This is a genomic window from Oceanibaculum pacificum, from assembly GCF_001618175.1.
Classification (GTDB): Bacteria; Pseudomonadota; Alphaproteobacteria; order Oceanibaculales; family Oceanibaculaceae; genus Oceanibaculum; species Oceanibaculum pacificum.
Genome location: NZ_LPXN01000161.1, coordinates 1 through 14,753 on the forward strand (window position 1 = coordinate 1; position 14,753 = coordinate 14,753).

Below are 14,753 nucleotides of genomic sequence, written 5' to 3' on the forward strand. Positions count from 1 at the left end.
TGAACCCTGGATTCCCGGCACAGGGCCGGGAATGACAGGCAAAGTGGGCAAGTGCGATCCACCATGCCACTCAGATCGGCGAAGTGTCTCGCAGAGCACCCATCGCAAAGCGGGGAACCGGGCGGGGAACGATGCTCGGGAAGTCCCTCGCCCGGTTGCCGGGGGCCGAGGGTCAGTGTCGGGTGAGCTTGGTGATTTCGTCCTTAAGCCTGAGCTTTTCCTTCTTCAGGGAGAGGATCGCCAGATCGTCGGGCGAAGGACGGATGGTTTCGCTTTGGAGTGCGTGTTCGAGGGCTTCGTGACGGGCCTTCAAGGCCTCTACCCTACTGTCCGGTGTCGCCATATCCAAACCTCCTGGGTTAGGGGCACATCCACAAACTGGACCTAGGAATGTTACGCCGAGGTTGCAAGGCGTTCAATCGGCGCGGCCATCATATAAGCGGATAATCATGTTGTCGTCGCACGCCGCCATGGACCGCGCGGCGAAAGCGCGCTAGGTGATTGGCATGCAGCAGAATCGCATCATCATCGGCATCAGCGGGGCCTCGGGAATCGTCTATGGCGTGCGGCTCCTGGAGCTATTGCGCCCGCTTCCCGTGGAGACCCATCTGGTCATGTCGAAGTCGGCGGAAATAACGCTGGCGCACGAGACCGACCTGAAGGTGAAGGATGTGCAGGCACTGGCCGATTACTGGCACCCGCAGGGCGATATCGGAGCCGCGATCTCCAGCGGCTCGTTCCGTACGCTGGGCATGATCGTCGCCCCCTGCTCGATGAAGACGCTGGCGGAGATCGCCACCGGCGTCACCTCGGGCCTGCTGACCCGCGCCGCCGACGTGGTGCTGAAGGAACGCCGCCGCCTGGTGCTGATGGCGCGCGAAACGCCGCTGACCGCCGTGCATCTTCGCAACATGCTGACGGTGACGGAAATGGGCGGCATCGTCGCCCCGCCGGTCCCCGCCTTCTATGCCCGGCCGGACGGAATCGACGCCTTGGTCGATCATAGCGTCGGCCGCGTGCTAGACCTGTTCGGGCTGGAGGCGGGCGCGGTGACGCGCTGGGGCGAGGCCCCGGCCGAACCGGCCGCGAAGCGTTTCAAGCGCGCGAAGCCCTAGAAAGCCTTTGTCCTTCCCGGCCGAAACACTCGCGGATGTGCCCGGCAAGGATCGCACCATCCTGCTTGCCTGGGAGCTGGGGAATGGCTTCGCCCATGCGGCCCGCCTGCTGTGGATCGCCAAGCGGCTGATCCGCGCGGGCTGGCGGCCGGTCGTCTTCGCGTGCGACCCGGCGACGTTGCGGACCGCCTATGAAGCCGAGGGGATTGACGTGCTGCCGACGCCGCCGCACGCCTCCTGCTTCGCGGGCACGCCGCCTTTCCGCGCCGCCAGCTATGCCGACATGATGGGGGTGTGCGGCTATGCCGACCGGGATAAGCTGGCCGCCATCGTGGCGGCATGGGACGTCCTGCTGGCGCGCCATGCGCCCGCCGCGATCATCGCCGACTATTCGCCCCTGCTCTCGTTGGCCGCCTTCCGCCGCATTCCGCTGATCCCCATCGGCGACGGCTTCGTCGCGCCGCCCGCCCTTCCGGATGGCGGCTTCCCGCCGCTGGGCGCGCCGCAGCCGGATGTCTGGTCGCCGGCTGAATTGCTGGCCAATGCCCGCGCCGTGCAGGAACGGCGCGAGCAGCCGCTGCCGGACAGCCTGCACCAGATCGTCGCCGGCATCGGCGCGGTGGTCTCCATACCGCCGGAGCTGGATATCTACGCCGATTGGCGGTCGCAGCCCGCCGCCGGCCCGTGGGAGCGGCCGGAAGCCCCGCCGCCGCCGCCGGACGCGCCCCGCTTCTTCGGCTATCTGCGGATGAGCCACCCGCAGGCGCGACTGACCGTCCAGGCGCTGATCGACACCGGCCTGCCGGGCGAGCTTTTCCTGCGCGACAGTCAGCCGGGCCTGGCGACGGCGCTGGCGCAGGCCGGCATCCTGCTGCACGACACCCCGCCGCCGATTCGCGACGCGCTGGCCCGCGCCAGCCTGTTCATCCACCATGGCGGCATCGGCTCGCTAGCCGACGCGGCGACCACTGGACGAATCCAATTGCTGCTGCCCCGCCACCGCGAGCAGGCTTGCAACGCGAAACGGGCGCTGGAAACGCTGCCCGGCACCTTCATAACGCGCCAGCACACCAACGCCGCGACATTGCGCGCCGAACTGCCGAAACTGATCGCACACCGACGCGCCTTCCGCTTGGCGCAAGAAAGCGCCGCCCGCATCGCGGCCAGGCCGGAAACCGCCTGGGCAGCGCTACAGTCACTGCTGACCCGGCTATAGCCGCCCTTAGCGCGGCAGGGATTCATAATAGTCGGCGAGGGCCTGTATCTGCTCGTCCGTCAGCTTGCGCGCCACCGCGGTCATGACCGGGCCGAACCCGCCGCCGCGCGTGCCCGCGCGCCAAAGGCGCAATTGCTGCGTCAGATAGGGGGCGGGTTGCCCGGCCAGGCGCGGATAGCGCGGATCGACGGCGCGGCCCTGGCCATCCTCGTGGCACGCGCCGCAGGCCGGCACGCGGGACTCCGGCGCGCCCGCCCGCACCAGGCGCTCGCCCAGGCGCGTACCCGCCGCCACCGATGTGGCCGGGGCGATGGCCGGGGGCGGCGTAAGGACGGCGTAATGCGCGGCCAGCCGGTCTATTTCAGCCTCGGAGAGGGCGTGCGCCACCGGGGCCATGATGCCGCTCTGCCGTTTACCCTGCGCATAATCGCGCAAGGTGCGGGCGAGATAGGCTTCGTTCTGGCCGGCCAGGCGGGGGGTCGCGCCGTGCGGCCCGCCGCCGCCAGCAGGGCCGTGGCAGCCATTGCAACTCTCCGGCGTCGCCGACATCCGCAAGGATGGCGATTCGGCCGGCGGCGGCGATGCCGGCATCTGGCGTAGATAGGCGACCACCGCCCAGACCTCGTCGTCGCGGTTATTCGCGGGCCAGGCGGGCATGCCGGTATATTTCACCCCATGCTTCACGATCCAGAATAATTCCCGCGCCGACCAGTGATCCGCCGCCTCATCCAGGGTCGGCGGGGCGGGCTGCATATGCTGCACGACGAGATTCTGCGCCTGGTCCGGCCCGCCATGGCAAGGTGCGCAGCCGATGCTGTAATGGCCAACGCCGCGCTCCACCCGGCTGGGCTCGTCCAGATCGGGCGGCGGCACGATGCCGCGCGCATGGAACGCCACGGAGTTGCGCATCGCCTGGTGCAGCGCCCAGCGCGTCACATCGAGATGCGGCTTGCTGGCCGCCACGTTATACAGCCCGCCCCAGGCCCCCAGCAGCGCCAGCGCGACGACGCCCGCCGTGGCAAGGCCGGCGATCAGCCATGTCTTCGCGCGCATGTCAGCCGGCTACCGGAAAAATCATGGCCTCGGAACCTCGTGGCGGTGGAAATGGTCCATAGCGCCCCCCTCAGGCACAGCCAGGAAAAATCAATGCCGGCAGCGCCGTCAACAGCACGGATCCGCCGGACAACAGGGCCGTGGCCCAAGCCAGCCGGCGGGAGAATCGCGTGGCCGGACCGGCGTTGAAACGGCTGCCGGGACGGATCACGAAGCCCCAGAACAGCCCGGCGATCAGCAGCAGGGCGGCCAGCGTCGCCAGCGCGACCGCCGCCTGAGTGCCGCCCACGCCCGCATCCAGCGTGCAGGCGACGGCGACATAGCCATAGACCAGCCCGAAATGCGCGCCCCAGATCAGGAAGCCCGGCAGCACAATGCCGATCCAGCGCAGGAAGGGGGTCGCATCCTCGCCCTGCATCGCGGTCACCCCACGGCTCGCGGAAAGCCGTGCGTCAGCAGCAGGCCGACCAGCGCCTGCCCGGCGGTGTAGTAGAACAGCAGCAGCCCGACATCGAAGCTGGCCCGACGCGCCGTATCCAGCCTGCCAAAGGCGGCACGCAGCGTCAGGAAGGGCGTGAAGATCGCCAGGGTGAAGGCGAACACCCCGGTGAGGCACAAGATGGTATAGACAGCCGCGCCGTAAGCATGGTCCTGCGGCCGCAGGCCGGCCTGCCAGAAGCCCCAGCCATCGACTCCCAGCGCGCCGCACAGCGCCGGCAGCGCGCCCAGCAGCAACAGGCCCTGGCTGGTCCAGAGCCGGCCGGCGGCGAGCGTGCGGCTCGCCCCCCAGGCCAGCAGGGCGGACGCCAGATACAGCGCAGCACTGCCCGACGCCCAGGATAGCGCCGGCAGCGCCGTGCCGGCCGGCGGCCAGTCGCCGACATTGCTCAGCCACAGGAAGAGGTAGGAGAAGATCATGCACAGGAAGGTCGTGCCCGCGACCAGCAGGAAGCAGATGGTCGCCCACCAGGAATGGCTGCCGGAGCCGGTCTTGTAGACCGGCAGCTTCAGCCCGCCGCCGATATCCACCGGCGGATGGGTCGGGCCGGGATCGAGCTGCCAGGCCCAGGCCAGCACGAAGAACACCGCCAGCACGCCGCAGATGATCGCCGGCGTCACCAGCTTCACCGTCAGCAGCAGGAAGCAGGCGGCGGTGAAGGCGGCCGCCAGCACATGGAACCAGCCCGGCCCCGGTATCTGCACGATATAGCGCGGCTCCGCCGTCACCGGGCTGGTGACGATGGTCTCGCGGTAGCCGGTGGGCGCGTTCGGCAGGTAGTAGCGCCCGGCCTCGACATCCTCGGCCAGTCCCGGCTGGTCCCACAGCGGGTCGCGGCTGGCGACGATGGGGATGGAGCGCGTGGCGTAATTGTCGTTCGGCAGCCACTCCAGCGTCGGGGCGTTCCAGACATTGCCCGCATTGTCCGCGCTGGTGATGCGGAAATTCCGCGCCACGTCGATCAGGAACAGCAGCACGCCCGCGCCGATCAGATACGCGCCGATCGTGGAAACCATGTTCAAATCGCCCCAGCCCAGATCGGCCGGATAGGTCGATACCCGGCGCGGCATGCCGATCAGCCCGGTAATGTGCATCGGGAAGAAGGCGACGTTCACGCCGACGAACATCAGCCCGAACACCCAGCGCCCCACTTTTTCCGACAGCGCGCGGCGGCTGGCCACCGGCACCCAGTAATAGAAGGCCGCGAACAGCGGGAACACCATGCCGCCGATCAGCACGTAATGCAGGTGGGCGACGATGAAGTAGGTATCATGCGCCTGCCAATCGAACGGCACCATCGCCACCATCACGCCGGTCAGCCCGCCGATGGTGAAGATGAACAGGAAACCCAGGATGAACAGCGATGGCGTGGTCAGCCGCACCTTGCCCGAGGCGATGGTGGCGATCCAGGCGAAGATCTGGATGCCTGAGGGGATCGCCACCGCCATCGAGGCGGCGGAGAAGAAGCTGAGCGAGAGCTGCGGCAGGCCGGTGGCGAACATATGGTGCACCCACAGCCCGAAGCTGAGCACGCCGGTGCCGATCACCGCCAGCACCACCAGCCGGTAGCCGACCAGCGGCTTCTGCGCGATGGTCGGCACGATCATCGACACCATGCCGGCCGCCGGCAGGAAGATGATGTAGACTTCCGGATGGCCGAAGAACCAGAAAAGATGCTGCCACAGCAGCGGGTCGCCGCCCTGGCCGGGGATGAAGAAGGGCCAGCCGAAGGCGCGCTCCAGCTCCAGCAGCAGGGTGGCCAGAATGACGGCGGGAAAGGCGAAGATGATCATGCCGGCGAACACCAGCATGGCCCAGGCATAGACCGGCATCTTGTCCAGCGACATGCCGGGCGCGCGGGTCAGCAGCACGCCGCAGACGATCTCGATGGCCCCGGCGATGGCCGATATCTCGATGAAGCCGATGCCCAGCAGCCAGAAATCCGCATTGTCGGCCGGCGAATATTCGATGCTGGTCAGCGGCGGATACATGAACCAGCCGCCATCCGGCGCCAGCCCCCAGAAGATGCTGAGGAAGAACACGCTGCCGCCGATCAGATAGGCCCAGAAGGCAAAGGCGGACAGACGCGGGAACGGCAGGTCGCGCGCCGCCAGCATGTTCGGCAGCAGATAGACGCCCATCGCCTCCACCGCCGGCACCGCGAACAGGAACATCATCATCGTGCCGTGCATGGTGAAGAGCTGGTTGTATAGCCCGTCGCTGACCAGGTCGTTGTCCGGCACGGCGAGCTGGGTGCGCATGATCAGCGCCAGGATACCGGCCAGCACGAAGAACATCACCGCCGCGCCGACATAGAACAGCCCGATATAGGTGTTGTTCACAACCGTCAGGAAACCGAGGCCGGAGGGCGGCCGCCAGATGCGCTTCAACTGCTCCAGTTCGCCTTCGGGGCGCGGTGTGGGGTTCGGGAAGCTCACTTCAGGCTCTCCAGATATCGGGCGATGGCCTGCGCCTCGCCGTCGGGCAGCATGTCGAAGGGCGGCATCAGATTGCCCGGCTTCAGATGCTGGCTGTCGGCGATCCAGGCGGCCAGATTCTCCGCCGTCACCGGCATCATGCCGGCGCCCAGCGATTGCCGGCTGCCGATCCGCGTCAGATCGGGCCCCAGCACGCCGGCCGCCCCGGTGCCGCGCACGGCATGACACGCGCCGCAGCCGAGCTGCAGGAAGCGTTCCCGGCCTTCCCGCAAACCGGACGTGGCCGGCTCGACGGCGGGGCCGGACGCCTCACGCAGCCAGGCATCGTAGGCCTCCGCCTCCAGGGCGACGGCGTGGAACGCCATGCGCGCGTGCTGCACGCCGCAGAATTCGGTGCATTGGCCGCGATACACGCCGGCCCGCTCGGCGCGCAGCCGCAGGATGTTCGTGCGGCCGGGGATCATGTCCAGCTTGCCGGCCAGGGCGGGCACCCAGAAGGAATGGATGACGTCGGCGCTGGTCAGCGCCAGCTCCACTGTGCGGCCGACCGGCAGGTGCAGCTCGTTGGCGGTCTCGAACAGCACCCTGCCGTCATCGTCCAGATAGCGCACGCGCCACCAGAATTGCTCGCCCACCACCTCGACGCGCTGCACATCCTCGCCCACCGCCGGCGTGACGATGCCGCGCGCCACCAGCAGCCCGTAGATCAGCAACGCGGTGACGGTCACCGTGGGAAAGGCGATGCCGCCCCACAGGATCGTCCGGCGGGAGCCGAGCCAGCCGCGCGTTTCCGGCGCGGCGAGCAGCGCATAGGCGGTCAGCGCCAGCACCAGCAGCAGGATCAGCGCCCCGCCGACGGTCATGATCCCGTTCAGCCGGTCGATCGCGATCGCGGCGCTGCCCTGGGGATCGAGGGCCGATTGCGGGCCTGCGCAGCCGGCCAGCAGCAGGACCGTTCCTTGAAGAGAAAAAAGCCCCCGTCTCACGGGCTAGTCGGTATTCGCGCTGCCCATGCGGCGCAGCATCGTGTTCAGCGCCATCAGGCCCAGGACGGTGAAGAGCAGCCCGCCCGGCACCCACATCAGCAACCCGCCCAGCTGCTGGTCGAGCAGTGGCGACAGGCCCCAGGGCCGGGTCGTCAGCGCATGCACCTCGAACAGCGGCGTCGGGGCCAGCGTCAGAACGCCGCCCAGCAGGCTCATCTGCACCGCCGTGGCGAAGCTGGCGAACAAGGCGGCGATCACACCCAGGCGCAGCAGCGCGTGCCACAGCATATAGGCCGCCCCGAAGGTGGTGATATGCATGATCCAATAGGTGAAGTCGCTGCGCAGGGTGGCGTCGTACGGGCCGGGCAGATGCCAGGTCCACAGGGCCAGCGCGAAGGCCAGCGTCGCCAGCGCGGTCAGCTTGCCGTCGCCGCCGGCATCGCCGATGTCGCGCGCCGGCACCAGGGCGCGATACACCCGCTCCGGCTGGCCCATGGCGATCAGCGGCGCGGCGACCAGGGTGAGCACCAGATGCTGGCCGACCCGGGCGGAAAACAGCGCCACGCTGAGGTTGCACAAAGGCGTCACCAGCGCGGCGACGGCGATCAGCCAGCCGGCATAGAACAGCCAGCGCGCCTGCGGCTCCGGCGCTTTCTTGGCGCGGCAGCCAAGGCCATAGATCAACGCCGCCAGCGCCAGCGCGCCCAGCAGCAGCGGGTCCAGATTCCAGTGCAACGCGCCGGGAACCGGCGGTGCGCCGCAATAGGATATGGCGCCGATATCGGTGTTCATGACGTAACCTTGGCGAAGCGCGGACCCTTGTGGAACCGAGCAGTCAGCCTAAAGTTCCGCACGTATAACCTTATCGTAGGTTTCAGCCGAACAGCGCGCCGACCGCCGCCTCGGCGCGGCTCAGGCCCGTCGGCGGGCGGCCGCGCAGGAAACGCTCCGATAGCTCGCCATTGATAAAGGCGTCGATCAGCCGGCGATGGACGTAGCTCTTGCGCGCCACGGCGGGGGTATTGCCCAGCATTTCTGCCACATCGCGCATGACGGCGGCGATCTGGCGGCGCTGCGCGGTCTTGCTTGCCGCCGGCTCCAGACGGGCCAGCCGCTCACCGGCGGCGGCGGTCGCGGCCAAGGTGCGGAAATCCTTCGCGGTCACCGGGGCATCGGCGATCTCGCGCAGATAGGCGTTGATATCGCCGGCGGTCACCGGGCGAATGCGGCCCCTATCGTCGCGATATTGAAACAGCCGCGTGCCGCGTAACGCGCGGAAATCCGGAATCGCCTTGGCCAGGGCCGGCGCATAGAGCGCACAATCGACCGGCTGGCGGCGCTTGCCATGGAATTGGAGGCGCAGGTAATCGCCATCCAGCGCAACGTTGCGCTTCAGCAGCGTGGCCGCGCCCCGGCTGCGGCCGGAATGCACGTAATCCTCGCAGCCAATGCGGATGTGGCTGCGGTCGATCACCATCACCACCGCCGCCAGCGCCTTGTCGCGGCAATTCTCCTCGCGACGCAGATCGCGGCGGATGCGGCGACGGATGCGGGGCAAGGCGCGGGCCAGGGCGGCCAATCGTTCCACTTTGCGCTCCTCGCGCACCAGGTCCCAATTCGGATGATAGCGATACTGCACCCGCCCGGCCTCGTCCTCGCCGATGGCCTGGATATGCGCATCCGCCATCGGCGCGACGCGCACGGCGCGGTAGGCCGGGGGAATGGCGAGCGAACGAATGCGCGCCAGCACCGCCGCATCCTGGATGCGCCGCCCCTCTTCGTCGCGATAGACGAAGCCACGACCGTGCCGGTGGCGACACAGCGTCAACTGCTCCGGCGTGACCAGACGCAGCCCGGCGCGCCGGGCCTGTGCCTTGACTTCCCTGCCCTGCGCCATGCTGTCCCTATCGCGGCCCTGTTTCGGGGGTGAGAGGGAGAAAACGCCGGCGCGACAATTCCGTTCCGGGCCGCGATGAAGCGCATGGCGCTCAAGCGGCGGCGGGTTTGGCGATTGCCTGGGCCTTGCTTATGCTAGCATCGCTGCCGCCGCGTCATTTCATGGACACTGGCAACCGATTCCCGTCATTCTGCATATCCGGCAATGTTTAGAGCTTATCCATAATGCGCGATCTGCAACCGCTCGCCATGTTCCGCTTTCTGGTTGCGAGAAGCGGGAAATCCCAGCGTTCGCTGATCGTCCTCATATTCTTCTCCGGCCTGAGCAGCGGCATGCTGCTCGGCGTTGCCAACCATGCCGCCGACATGGCGGCCGACGGCACGGTCAGCGTGTTGATGGCGGTGCTGTTCCTGGCCACGCTGCTGATCTATGTGACCGCCAAGCGGCAGGCGCTGACCCATGCGGCGGTAACGGCCGAGCGGGCGATACGCGACCTGCGCATCAGCCTGGCCGACAAGATCCGGCATTCCGAGCTGGAATTCCTGGAAGGCACGGGCAAGGGCGACATCTATGCCCGGCTCAGCCAGGACGCCAACATGATCGCGCAATGCGTGCCGGCCATCTTCAACGGCTACCAATCCATCGTGGTGATCGTCGCGGCGCTGGCCTACATCGCCTATATCTCGCTGACGGCCGCGCTGGTGACCACAGCCATCCTGGGGATGGCGGTCTGGATTTTCGCCCGGCGCTACCGGGAATCGCTGGATACCATCGCCAAGGCCATCGCCAAGGAGGGCGAGTTCTTCGATTCGCTCAGCCACCTGATCGAGGGCTTCAAAGAGATCAAGATCAACCACGCCAAGAACGACGCGGTGTTCGGCCGCCTGGCCACCATCTCGCGCCAGACCGAGGCGCTGATGAGCACCGTGGCGACGAAGCATATGCACCTGCTGGTACTGGCGCAGACCTTCGTTTTCCTGATCCTGGCGATTTTCGTGTTCGTCCTGCCGGGCCTCGAATATTCCCAGCCCGAGACGGTGCTGAAGCTGACCGCGTCCCTGCTGTTCATGGTCGCGCCGATCGAAATCGTACTGATGGCCTGGCACTTCCAGATCAAGGCGCAGGTCTCCATCGCCAGCATCGAGCGGCTGGAGCGATTGATCTCCCAGAGCCAGGATACGGAGGTGAGAACCGGGAAGAACGACCCCGCGCACTTCGCCGATTTCTCCCTGTTGCGGCTTCAGCAAGCCGCCTTCAGCTACCGGCGCAGCGAATCGCATTTCCACATCGGCCCGCTGGATATCGACATACCGCGCGGCAGCCGCACCTTCATTATCGGCGGCAACGGCTCCGGCAAATCGACGCTGTTGAAGCTCCTGACCGGGCTCTACCCCCTCGAAAGCGGGGCCATCCGGGTCGACGACAGCATCATCGGCCCCTATTCCATTGCCGCCTATCGCGAGCTGTTCACCTGCGTGTTTTCCGATTTCCACCTGTTCGACCGGCTCTACGGCCTGGAGCGGCCCGACCCGGAGGAGGTGAATCGTCTGCTCGACTGGATGGAGCTGAGCGATAAGACCTTCTACCATGATGGACGTTTCACCGACCTGGACCTGTCGACAGGACAGCGCAAGCGGCTGGCGCTGATCGTCGCCCTGCTGGAGGATAAGCCGATCTACGTGTTCGATGAATGGGCGGCCGACCAGGACCCGGAATTCCGGGTCCGCTTCTACGAGGAAATCGTCCCGGATTTGATCGCCCGCGGCAAAACCGTCATCGCCATCACCCATGACGACCGCTGGTTCCATTCCTGCGACCAATTGCTGAAGCTGGAATATGGCAAGCTGGTGAGCGCCGAGCGGCCGGCGCGGGACTAGAAGATTCGTCCGTTCGACGGCGCGGAATCACCCGTAAAGATTGTCTCCGACACGGTCGGCGCTGGCCCGGTCGCGGGATGGCGGCACCGTCGCCGCCATATACCGGATATTGTGACCGATCAATGAATTATCCACTTTTTCCGTCAATAAGAACGGGCTTTTCATTGCCTATGGTTACCAGTTCGTAACTTGCGCGCGTCTACCCCCTGGGGCATAGTCGGCAAGAGTTTCGAACCTAGTCGGCGACCACTATTACGCGAATATTTTTCAGCGAAAACGCCACCGCCAGCCTATCGTCCATGCTGAAGAAGGGGCCGTAATGGACAGCAATAGTCCGACTGCCGATCCCGCTGCCGAGACCACCATCGAACGGCTGTTATCGGCCCTCCCCGGCATTGCCGGCGCCCGGATTCTGAGGGCGGGCGGCGCGGGCCGGGTCGCCTATGTCGCCGGTCCCGGCGCGCTGCGGCCCCTGCCTGACGATTTCCAGCGAAAGCACGGCATCGACCATGTGGTGCCGGTTACCCGCATCGCGGCCGACAGCGTGCTGGCCGCCCTGCCCGTCTGGGACCGGAAGGCGCTGGAATCGCTGTCCGCCGTCCTGCGTGATGCACGGCGCGACGAAGGGGGCGACGAAGGGGGCGACGAAGGGGGCGACGAAGGGGGCGACGAAGGGGGCGACGAAGGGGGCGACGAAGGGGGCGACGAAGGGGGCGACGAAGGGGGCGACGAAGGGGGCGACGAAGGGGGCGACGAAGGGGGCGACGCCGACATCGCCGTCGCGGCCGCCCCGCGCAGCGGCGCGCGGTTTCTGTCCCGTGCCTGCCTGGCGCCCGAAGCCGCGCTGGCAGCCCCCGACCAATCCTCGCCGGAGCCGGCCGCCGCGCGCGGCTGGATCGGCCAGCGCCTGTCCGACCGCGACGCCATCGTCGAGGGCGCGGCGCTGACGATGCCGGCCGACTATCCCCGCACGCTGGTGGCGGCGCTGGCGCGCGCCGCCCAAGGACCGCACGGCGTTTCCTATCTGGACGATGACGGCGCGGAGCAACGCGAGAGCTATGCCGATCTGCATCAACGCGCGCTGGCGATCCTGGGCGGGCTGCAGGCGGACGGGGCCAGCCCCGGCAGCATCGTCGCCCTGGACACCCGCGATGCCGCCAGCTTCGTCGGCGGGCTGTGCGCCTGTCTGCTGGGCGGGCTGCGCGCCGCTCCGATGGCCCTGCCGGAGGCGGATGCCGATCCCGCCGCGTGGGCGCGCCTGCACGCGATTCTGGAAATGCTGGGACAGCCGCGCATCGTGGCGTCGCCAACGGTCGCCGCCGCGCTGAGCGAAAAGCGCCTGCCCGTCCTCGACATCCAGCGCCTGGCGACGGCGCAGGCCGGCACGACGGCCACCGTGCAGCCCCGCGACATCGCGCTGATCATTCTGACCTCGGGCAGCACCGGCGTGCCGAAGGGGGTGCGCCAGTCGCACGCCGCCTTGCTGGCAATGGCGCTTGCCGTGGGCGTCGAAAGCCTGGCCCTGGATGCGGACGACGTGCTCTTCAACTGGATGCCGCTGGACCATGTCGGCGGCATCGTGTTCCAGACGCTGATGCCCATCGTCCTGGGCTGCCGGCAAATTCACGCCCGCACCGCGCCGGTCCTGGCCGATCCGATCCGCTGGGTGGACTGGGTGGCGCGCCACGGGGTGACGGTGAGTTGGGCGCCCAATTTCGCCTTCGGCCTGATCGCCGACGCCGTCGCCGCCGCGCCGGAAAGGCCCTGGGATTTCTCCCGGCTGCGGGTGCTGCCGAATGGCGGCGAGGCGGTCAGCGAAGCCTCCCTCGCCAGCTTCCTGGACGGCCTCGCGCCCAACGGCTTGCGGCGGGACGCGATGCGCCCCACCTTCGGCATGTCGGAGACCTGCACGGCGATTACCCTGGCGCGGCTGGGCCACGCCAGGGGGCCCTTCGCCAGCCTGGGCGGGCCGGTTCCCGGCAGCGCGCTGCGCATCGCCGGGGACGAGGGCGCTGTGCTGAAGGAAGGCGAGATCGGCCGGCTGCAATTGCGTGGCCCGCAGATCTTCGCCGGCTATCACGAGCGCGCCGACCTGACGGCGGCGGCCTTCCATGGCGACTGGTTCGAAACCGGCGATGTCGGCTTCGTCGCCGACGGCCAGCTCTACATGACCGGCCGGCTGAAGGATTCCATCAACATCAATGGCGCGAAATTCTTCGCCCATGAGATCGAGGCCGCCGCCGCCCAGATTCCCGGCATCGAGCGCGCCAGCCTGGCGGCGGTGCCGGTCCGGCCCGGCGGTGCGCGCACCGACCGGGTGGCGCTGTTCTTCAGCGCGCCGCAGGTCGCGGACGACGATGTGCTGCGCGCCCTGCTGGCCGCGATACGCAGCCGGCTGGCGCAGGAATTGAGCCTCGCCATCGACTATCTGCTACCGGTTCCGGCTGAGGAGATCCCGCGCACCGGCATCGGCAAGATCATCCGGCCCACGCTGAAGCAGCGCTTCGAGGAGGGAGTCTACGACGCCGTGGTCGCCCGAATCGCCGGCCTGCTGGGCGGACCGGGAACCGTGGCGCTCAGCCTGCATCGCAAACTCTGGCAACCGGCGGCAATCGACGCGGCATTCGCCGCCGGCGACGCGGTGCATCTCGCCCTTGCCGGAAGCGCCGACATACTGGGCAGGCTCTCCCCGCAGCTGGGCGGCGCGGGGCTGCGCATCGTCCCCGCCGACACAAGCGGGCGGCTCGACGCGATCCTGCATCTGGCCGGCTGGGAAGGCGCAACGGACGCCTATCGCTCCCTGCTCTCCCTGGCGCGGAGCATAGCGGCCCTGCCGGAGGGCCGGCGGCCGCGAAGCGTGCTGTCGGTGACCGCCGGCGGCGTCCATGCGCGCGATGGCGACCGGGTCGATGCCGACAGCGCGCTGCTTGTCGGGCTGGTCCGCTCGCTCGGCGTCGAGATGCCCGACATGCGCTGGCGCATCCTGGATGTGCCGAAGGAATCGGCGGACGACCTAGCGGCCATCGTCAGGGCCGAACTTGGCGGCGGCCACGAGCCGGAAGTCGCCTGGCGCGACGGCCAGCGGCTGGCCGCCCGGTTCGAGCCGGTCGAGCCTGCCCAACCGACCGACCGCGCCGCGCCGATCCGGCAGGGCGATCTATGGCTGGTGACCGGCGGCCTAGGCGGCATCGGCCGCGCCGCCAGCGCCTGGCTGCTTGGCAAGGGCGCGCGGCTGCTGCTGGTCGGCCGCACCGATTCGGCGCGCCTGTCGCCGGAAAAGACCGACGCCCTGCATCGCCTGCAGGGCCTGGGCGATGTGCGCTATGCCGCGCTCGATGCCGGCGACGCCACCGCCCTGGCCGAGGCCGTGGCCGCCGCCGAGGCCGAGACGGGCGCAACGCTGGCCGGCGCGCTGCATCTGGCGGGGATCGGCCAGCCAATTCCGCTGGAACAGGATGACGGCGCCGACATCCCGGCGATCCGCCAGGCGGCGCTGGATAGCGGCCAGGCCTTCGCCGCCGAGGAAGAGGCGGGCACCAGCCTGGAAAGCTTCGCCGTGCTGTTCGAGCGCTGGAAGGAGGGCGGGGCCTATGATTTCGAGCTGCTGCGGCAGACGCCCGAGCATTTCGACTTCAACATCCGCCGCTGCGCCTATGCCGAGATGTACAAGGA

At 68.1% G+C, this 14,753-nt stretch carries 11 protein-coding genes; 4 read left to right on the forward strand and 7 right to left on the reverse strand.

The window, feature by feature from the left end; genetic code table 11:
* Positions 1 to 172 precede the first annotated feature (172 nt).
* Positions 173 to 343: a YdcH family protein gene (locus tag AUP43_RS18780; protein ID WP_084462882.1), complete on the reverse strand. Its 171-nt coding sequence runs from the start codon at positions 341 to 343 to the stop codon at positions 173 to 175.
* Positions 344 to 506: 163 nt separating this feature from the next.
* Here AUP43_RS18780 and AUP43_RS17015 point away from each other — a divergent pair, with 163 nt between their 5' ends.
* Together AUP43_RS17015 and AUP43_RS17020 are read left to right on the forward strand one after the other, a co-directional pair.
* Complete coding sequence (locus AUP43_RS17015) at positions 507 to 1,115, forward strand: UbiX family flavin prenyltransferase (RefSeq protein WP_067559891.1); 609 nt, start codon at positions 507 to 509, stop codon at positions 1,113 to 1,115.
* A gap of 37 nt (positions 1,116 to 1,152) precedes the next feature.
* Positions 1,153 to 2,331, forward strand: a complete 1,179-nt coding sequence (locus tag AUP43_RS17020) for a nucleotide disphospho-sugar-binding domain-containing protein (RefSeq protein WP_157089407.1) — start codon at positions 1,153 to 1,155, stop codon at positions 2,329 to 2,331.
* A 6-nt stretch (positions 2,332 to 2,337) separates the two neighbouring features.
* Here the strand turns inward: AUP43_RS17020 and AUP43_RS17025 are convergent, their stop codons facing one another.
* The 6 genes from AUP43_RS17025 to AUP43_RS17050 all read right to left on the reverse strand — a co-directional run bounded on the left by AUP43_RS17025 (position 2,338) and on the right by AUP43_RS17050 (position 9,204).
* Positions 2,338 to 3,384 (reverse strand): c-type cytochrome, encoded by a 1,047-nt coding sequence (locus AUP43_RS17025; RefSeq protein WP_067559895.1) that lies wholly within the window; start codon positions 3,382 to 3,384, stop codon positions 2,338 to 2,340.
* A gap of 70 nt (positions 3,385 to 3,454) precedes the next feature.
* Entirely contained in the window at positions 3,455 to 3,811 is a 357-nt protein-coding gene (locus AUP43_RS17030; RefSeq protein ID WP_067559897.1) for a hypothetical protein, read from the reverse strand.
* On the reverse strand, positions 3,808 to 6,321 hold the full coding sequence (gene ctaD / locus AUP43_RS17035; RefSeq protein WP_157089408.1) for a cytochrome c oxidase subunit I: 2,514 nt from the start codon (positions 6,319 to 6,321) through the stop codon (positions 3,808 to 3,810). Before ctaD ends, AUP43_RS17030 begins: the two co-directional genes overlap by 4 nt.
* Positions 6,318 to 7,307 carry a cytochrome c oxidase subunit II gene (gene coxB, locus AUP43_RS17040; RefSeq protein ID WP_067559899.1) on the reverse strand — a complete coding sequence of 330 codons (990 nt, stop codon included), beginning with the start codon at positions 7,305 to 7,307 and terminating at the stop codon, positions 6,318 to 6,320. Before coxB ends, ctaD begins: the two co-directional genes overlap by 4 nt.
* A gap of 3 nt (positions 7,308 to 7,310) precedes the next feature.
* Positions 7,311 to 8,099, reverse strand: coding sequence for a cytochrome c oxidase assembly protein (locus tag AUP43_RS17045; protein ID WP_067559901.1), 789 nt, complete (start codon positions 8,097 to 8,099; stop codon positions 7,311 to 7,313).
* Positions 8,100 to 8,181: 82 nt separating this feature from the next.
* Complete coding sequence (locus AUP43_RS17050; RefSeq protein WP_067559903.1) at positions 8,182 to 9,204, reverse strand: DNA topoisomerase IB; 1,023 nt, start codon at positions 9,202 to 9,204, stop codon at positions 8,182 to 8,184.
* Positions 9,205 to 9,428: 224 nt separating this feature from the next.
* Between AUP43_RS17050 and AUP43_RS17055 the strand changes: the two genes are divergently transcribed.
* The gene (locus AUP43_RS17055; protein ID WP_067559905.1) at positions 9,429 to 11,081 is read left to right on the forward strand and encodes a cyclic peptide export ABC transporter; all 1,653 of its coding nucleotides are present in this window, start codon (positions 9,429 to 9,431) and stop codon (positions 11,079 to 11,081) included.
* A 319-nt stretch (positions 11,082 to 11,400) separates the two neighbouring features.
* A partial coding sequence (locus AUP43_RS17060) for an AMP-binding protein (protein ID WP_157089409.1) occupies positions 11,401 to 14,753 on the forward strand: 3,353 nt, incomplete at its 3' end.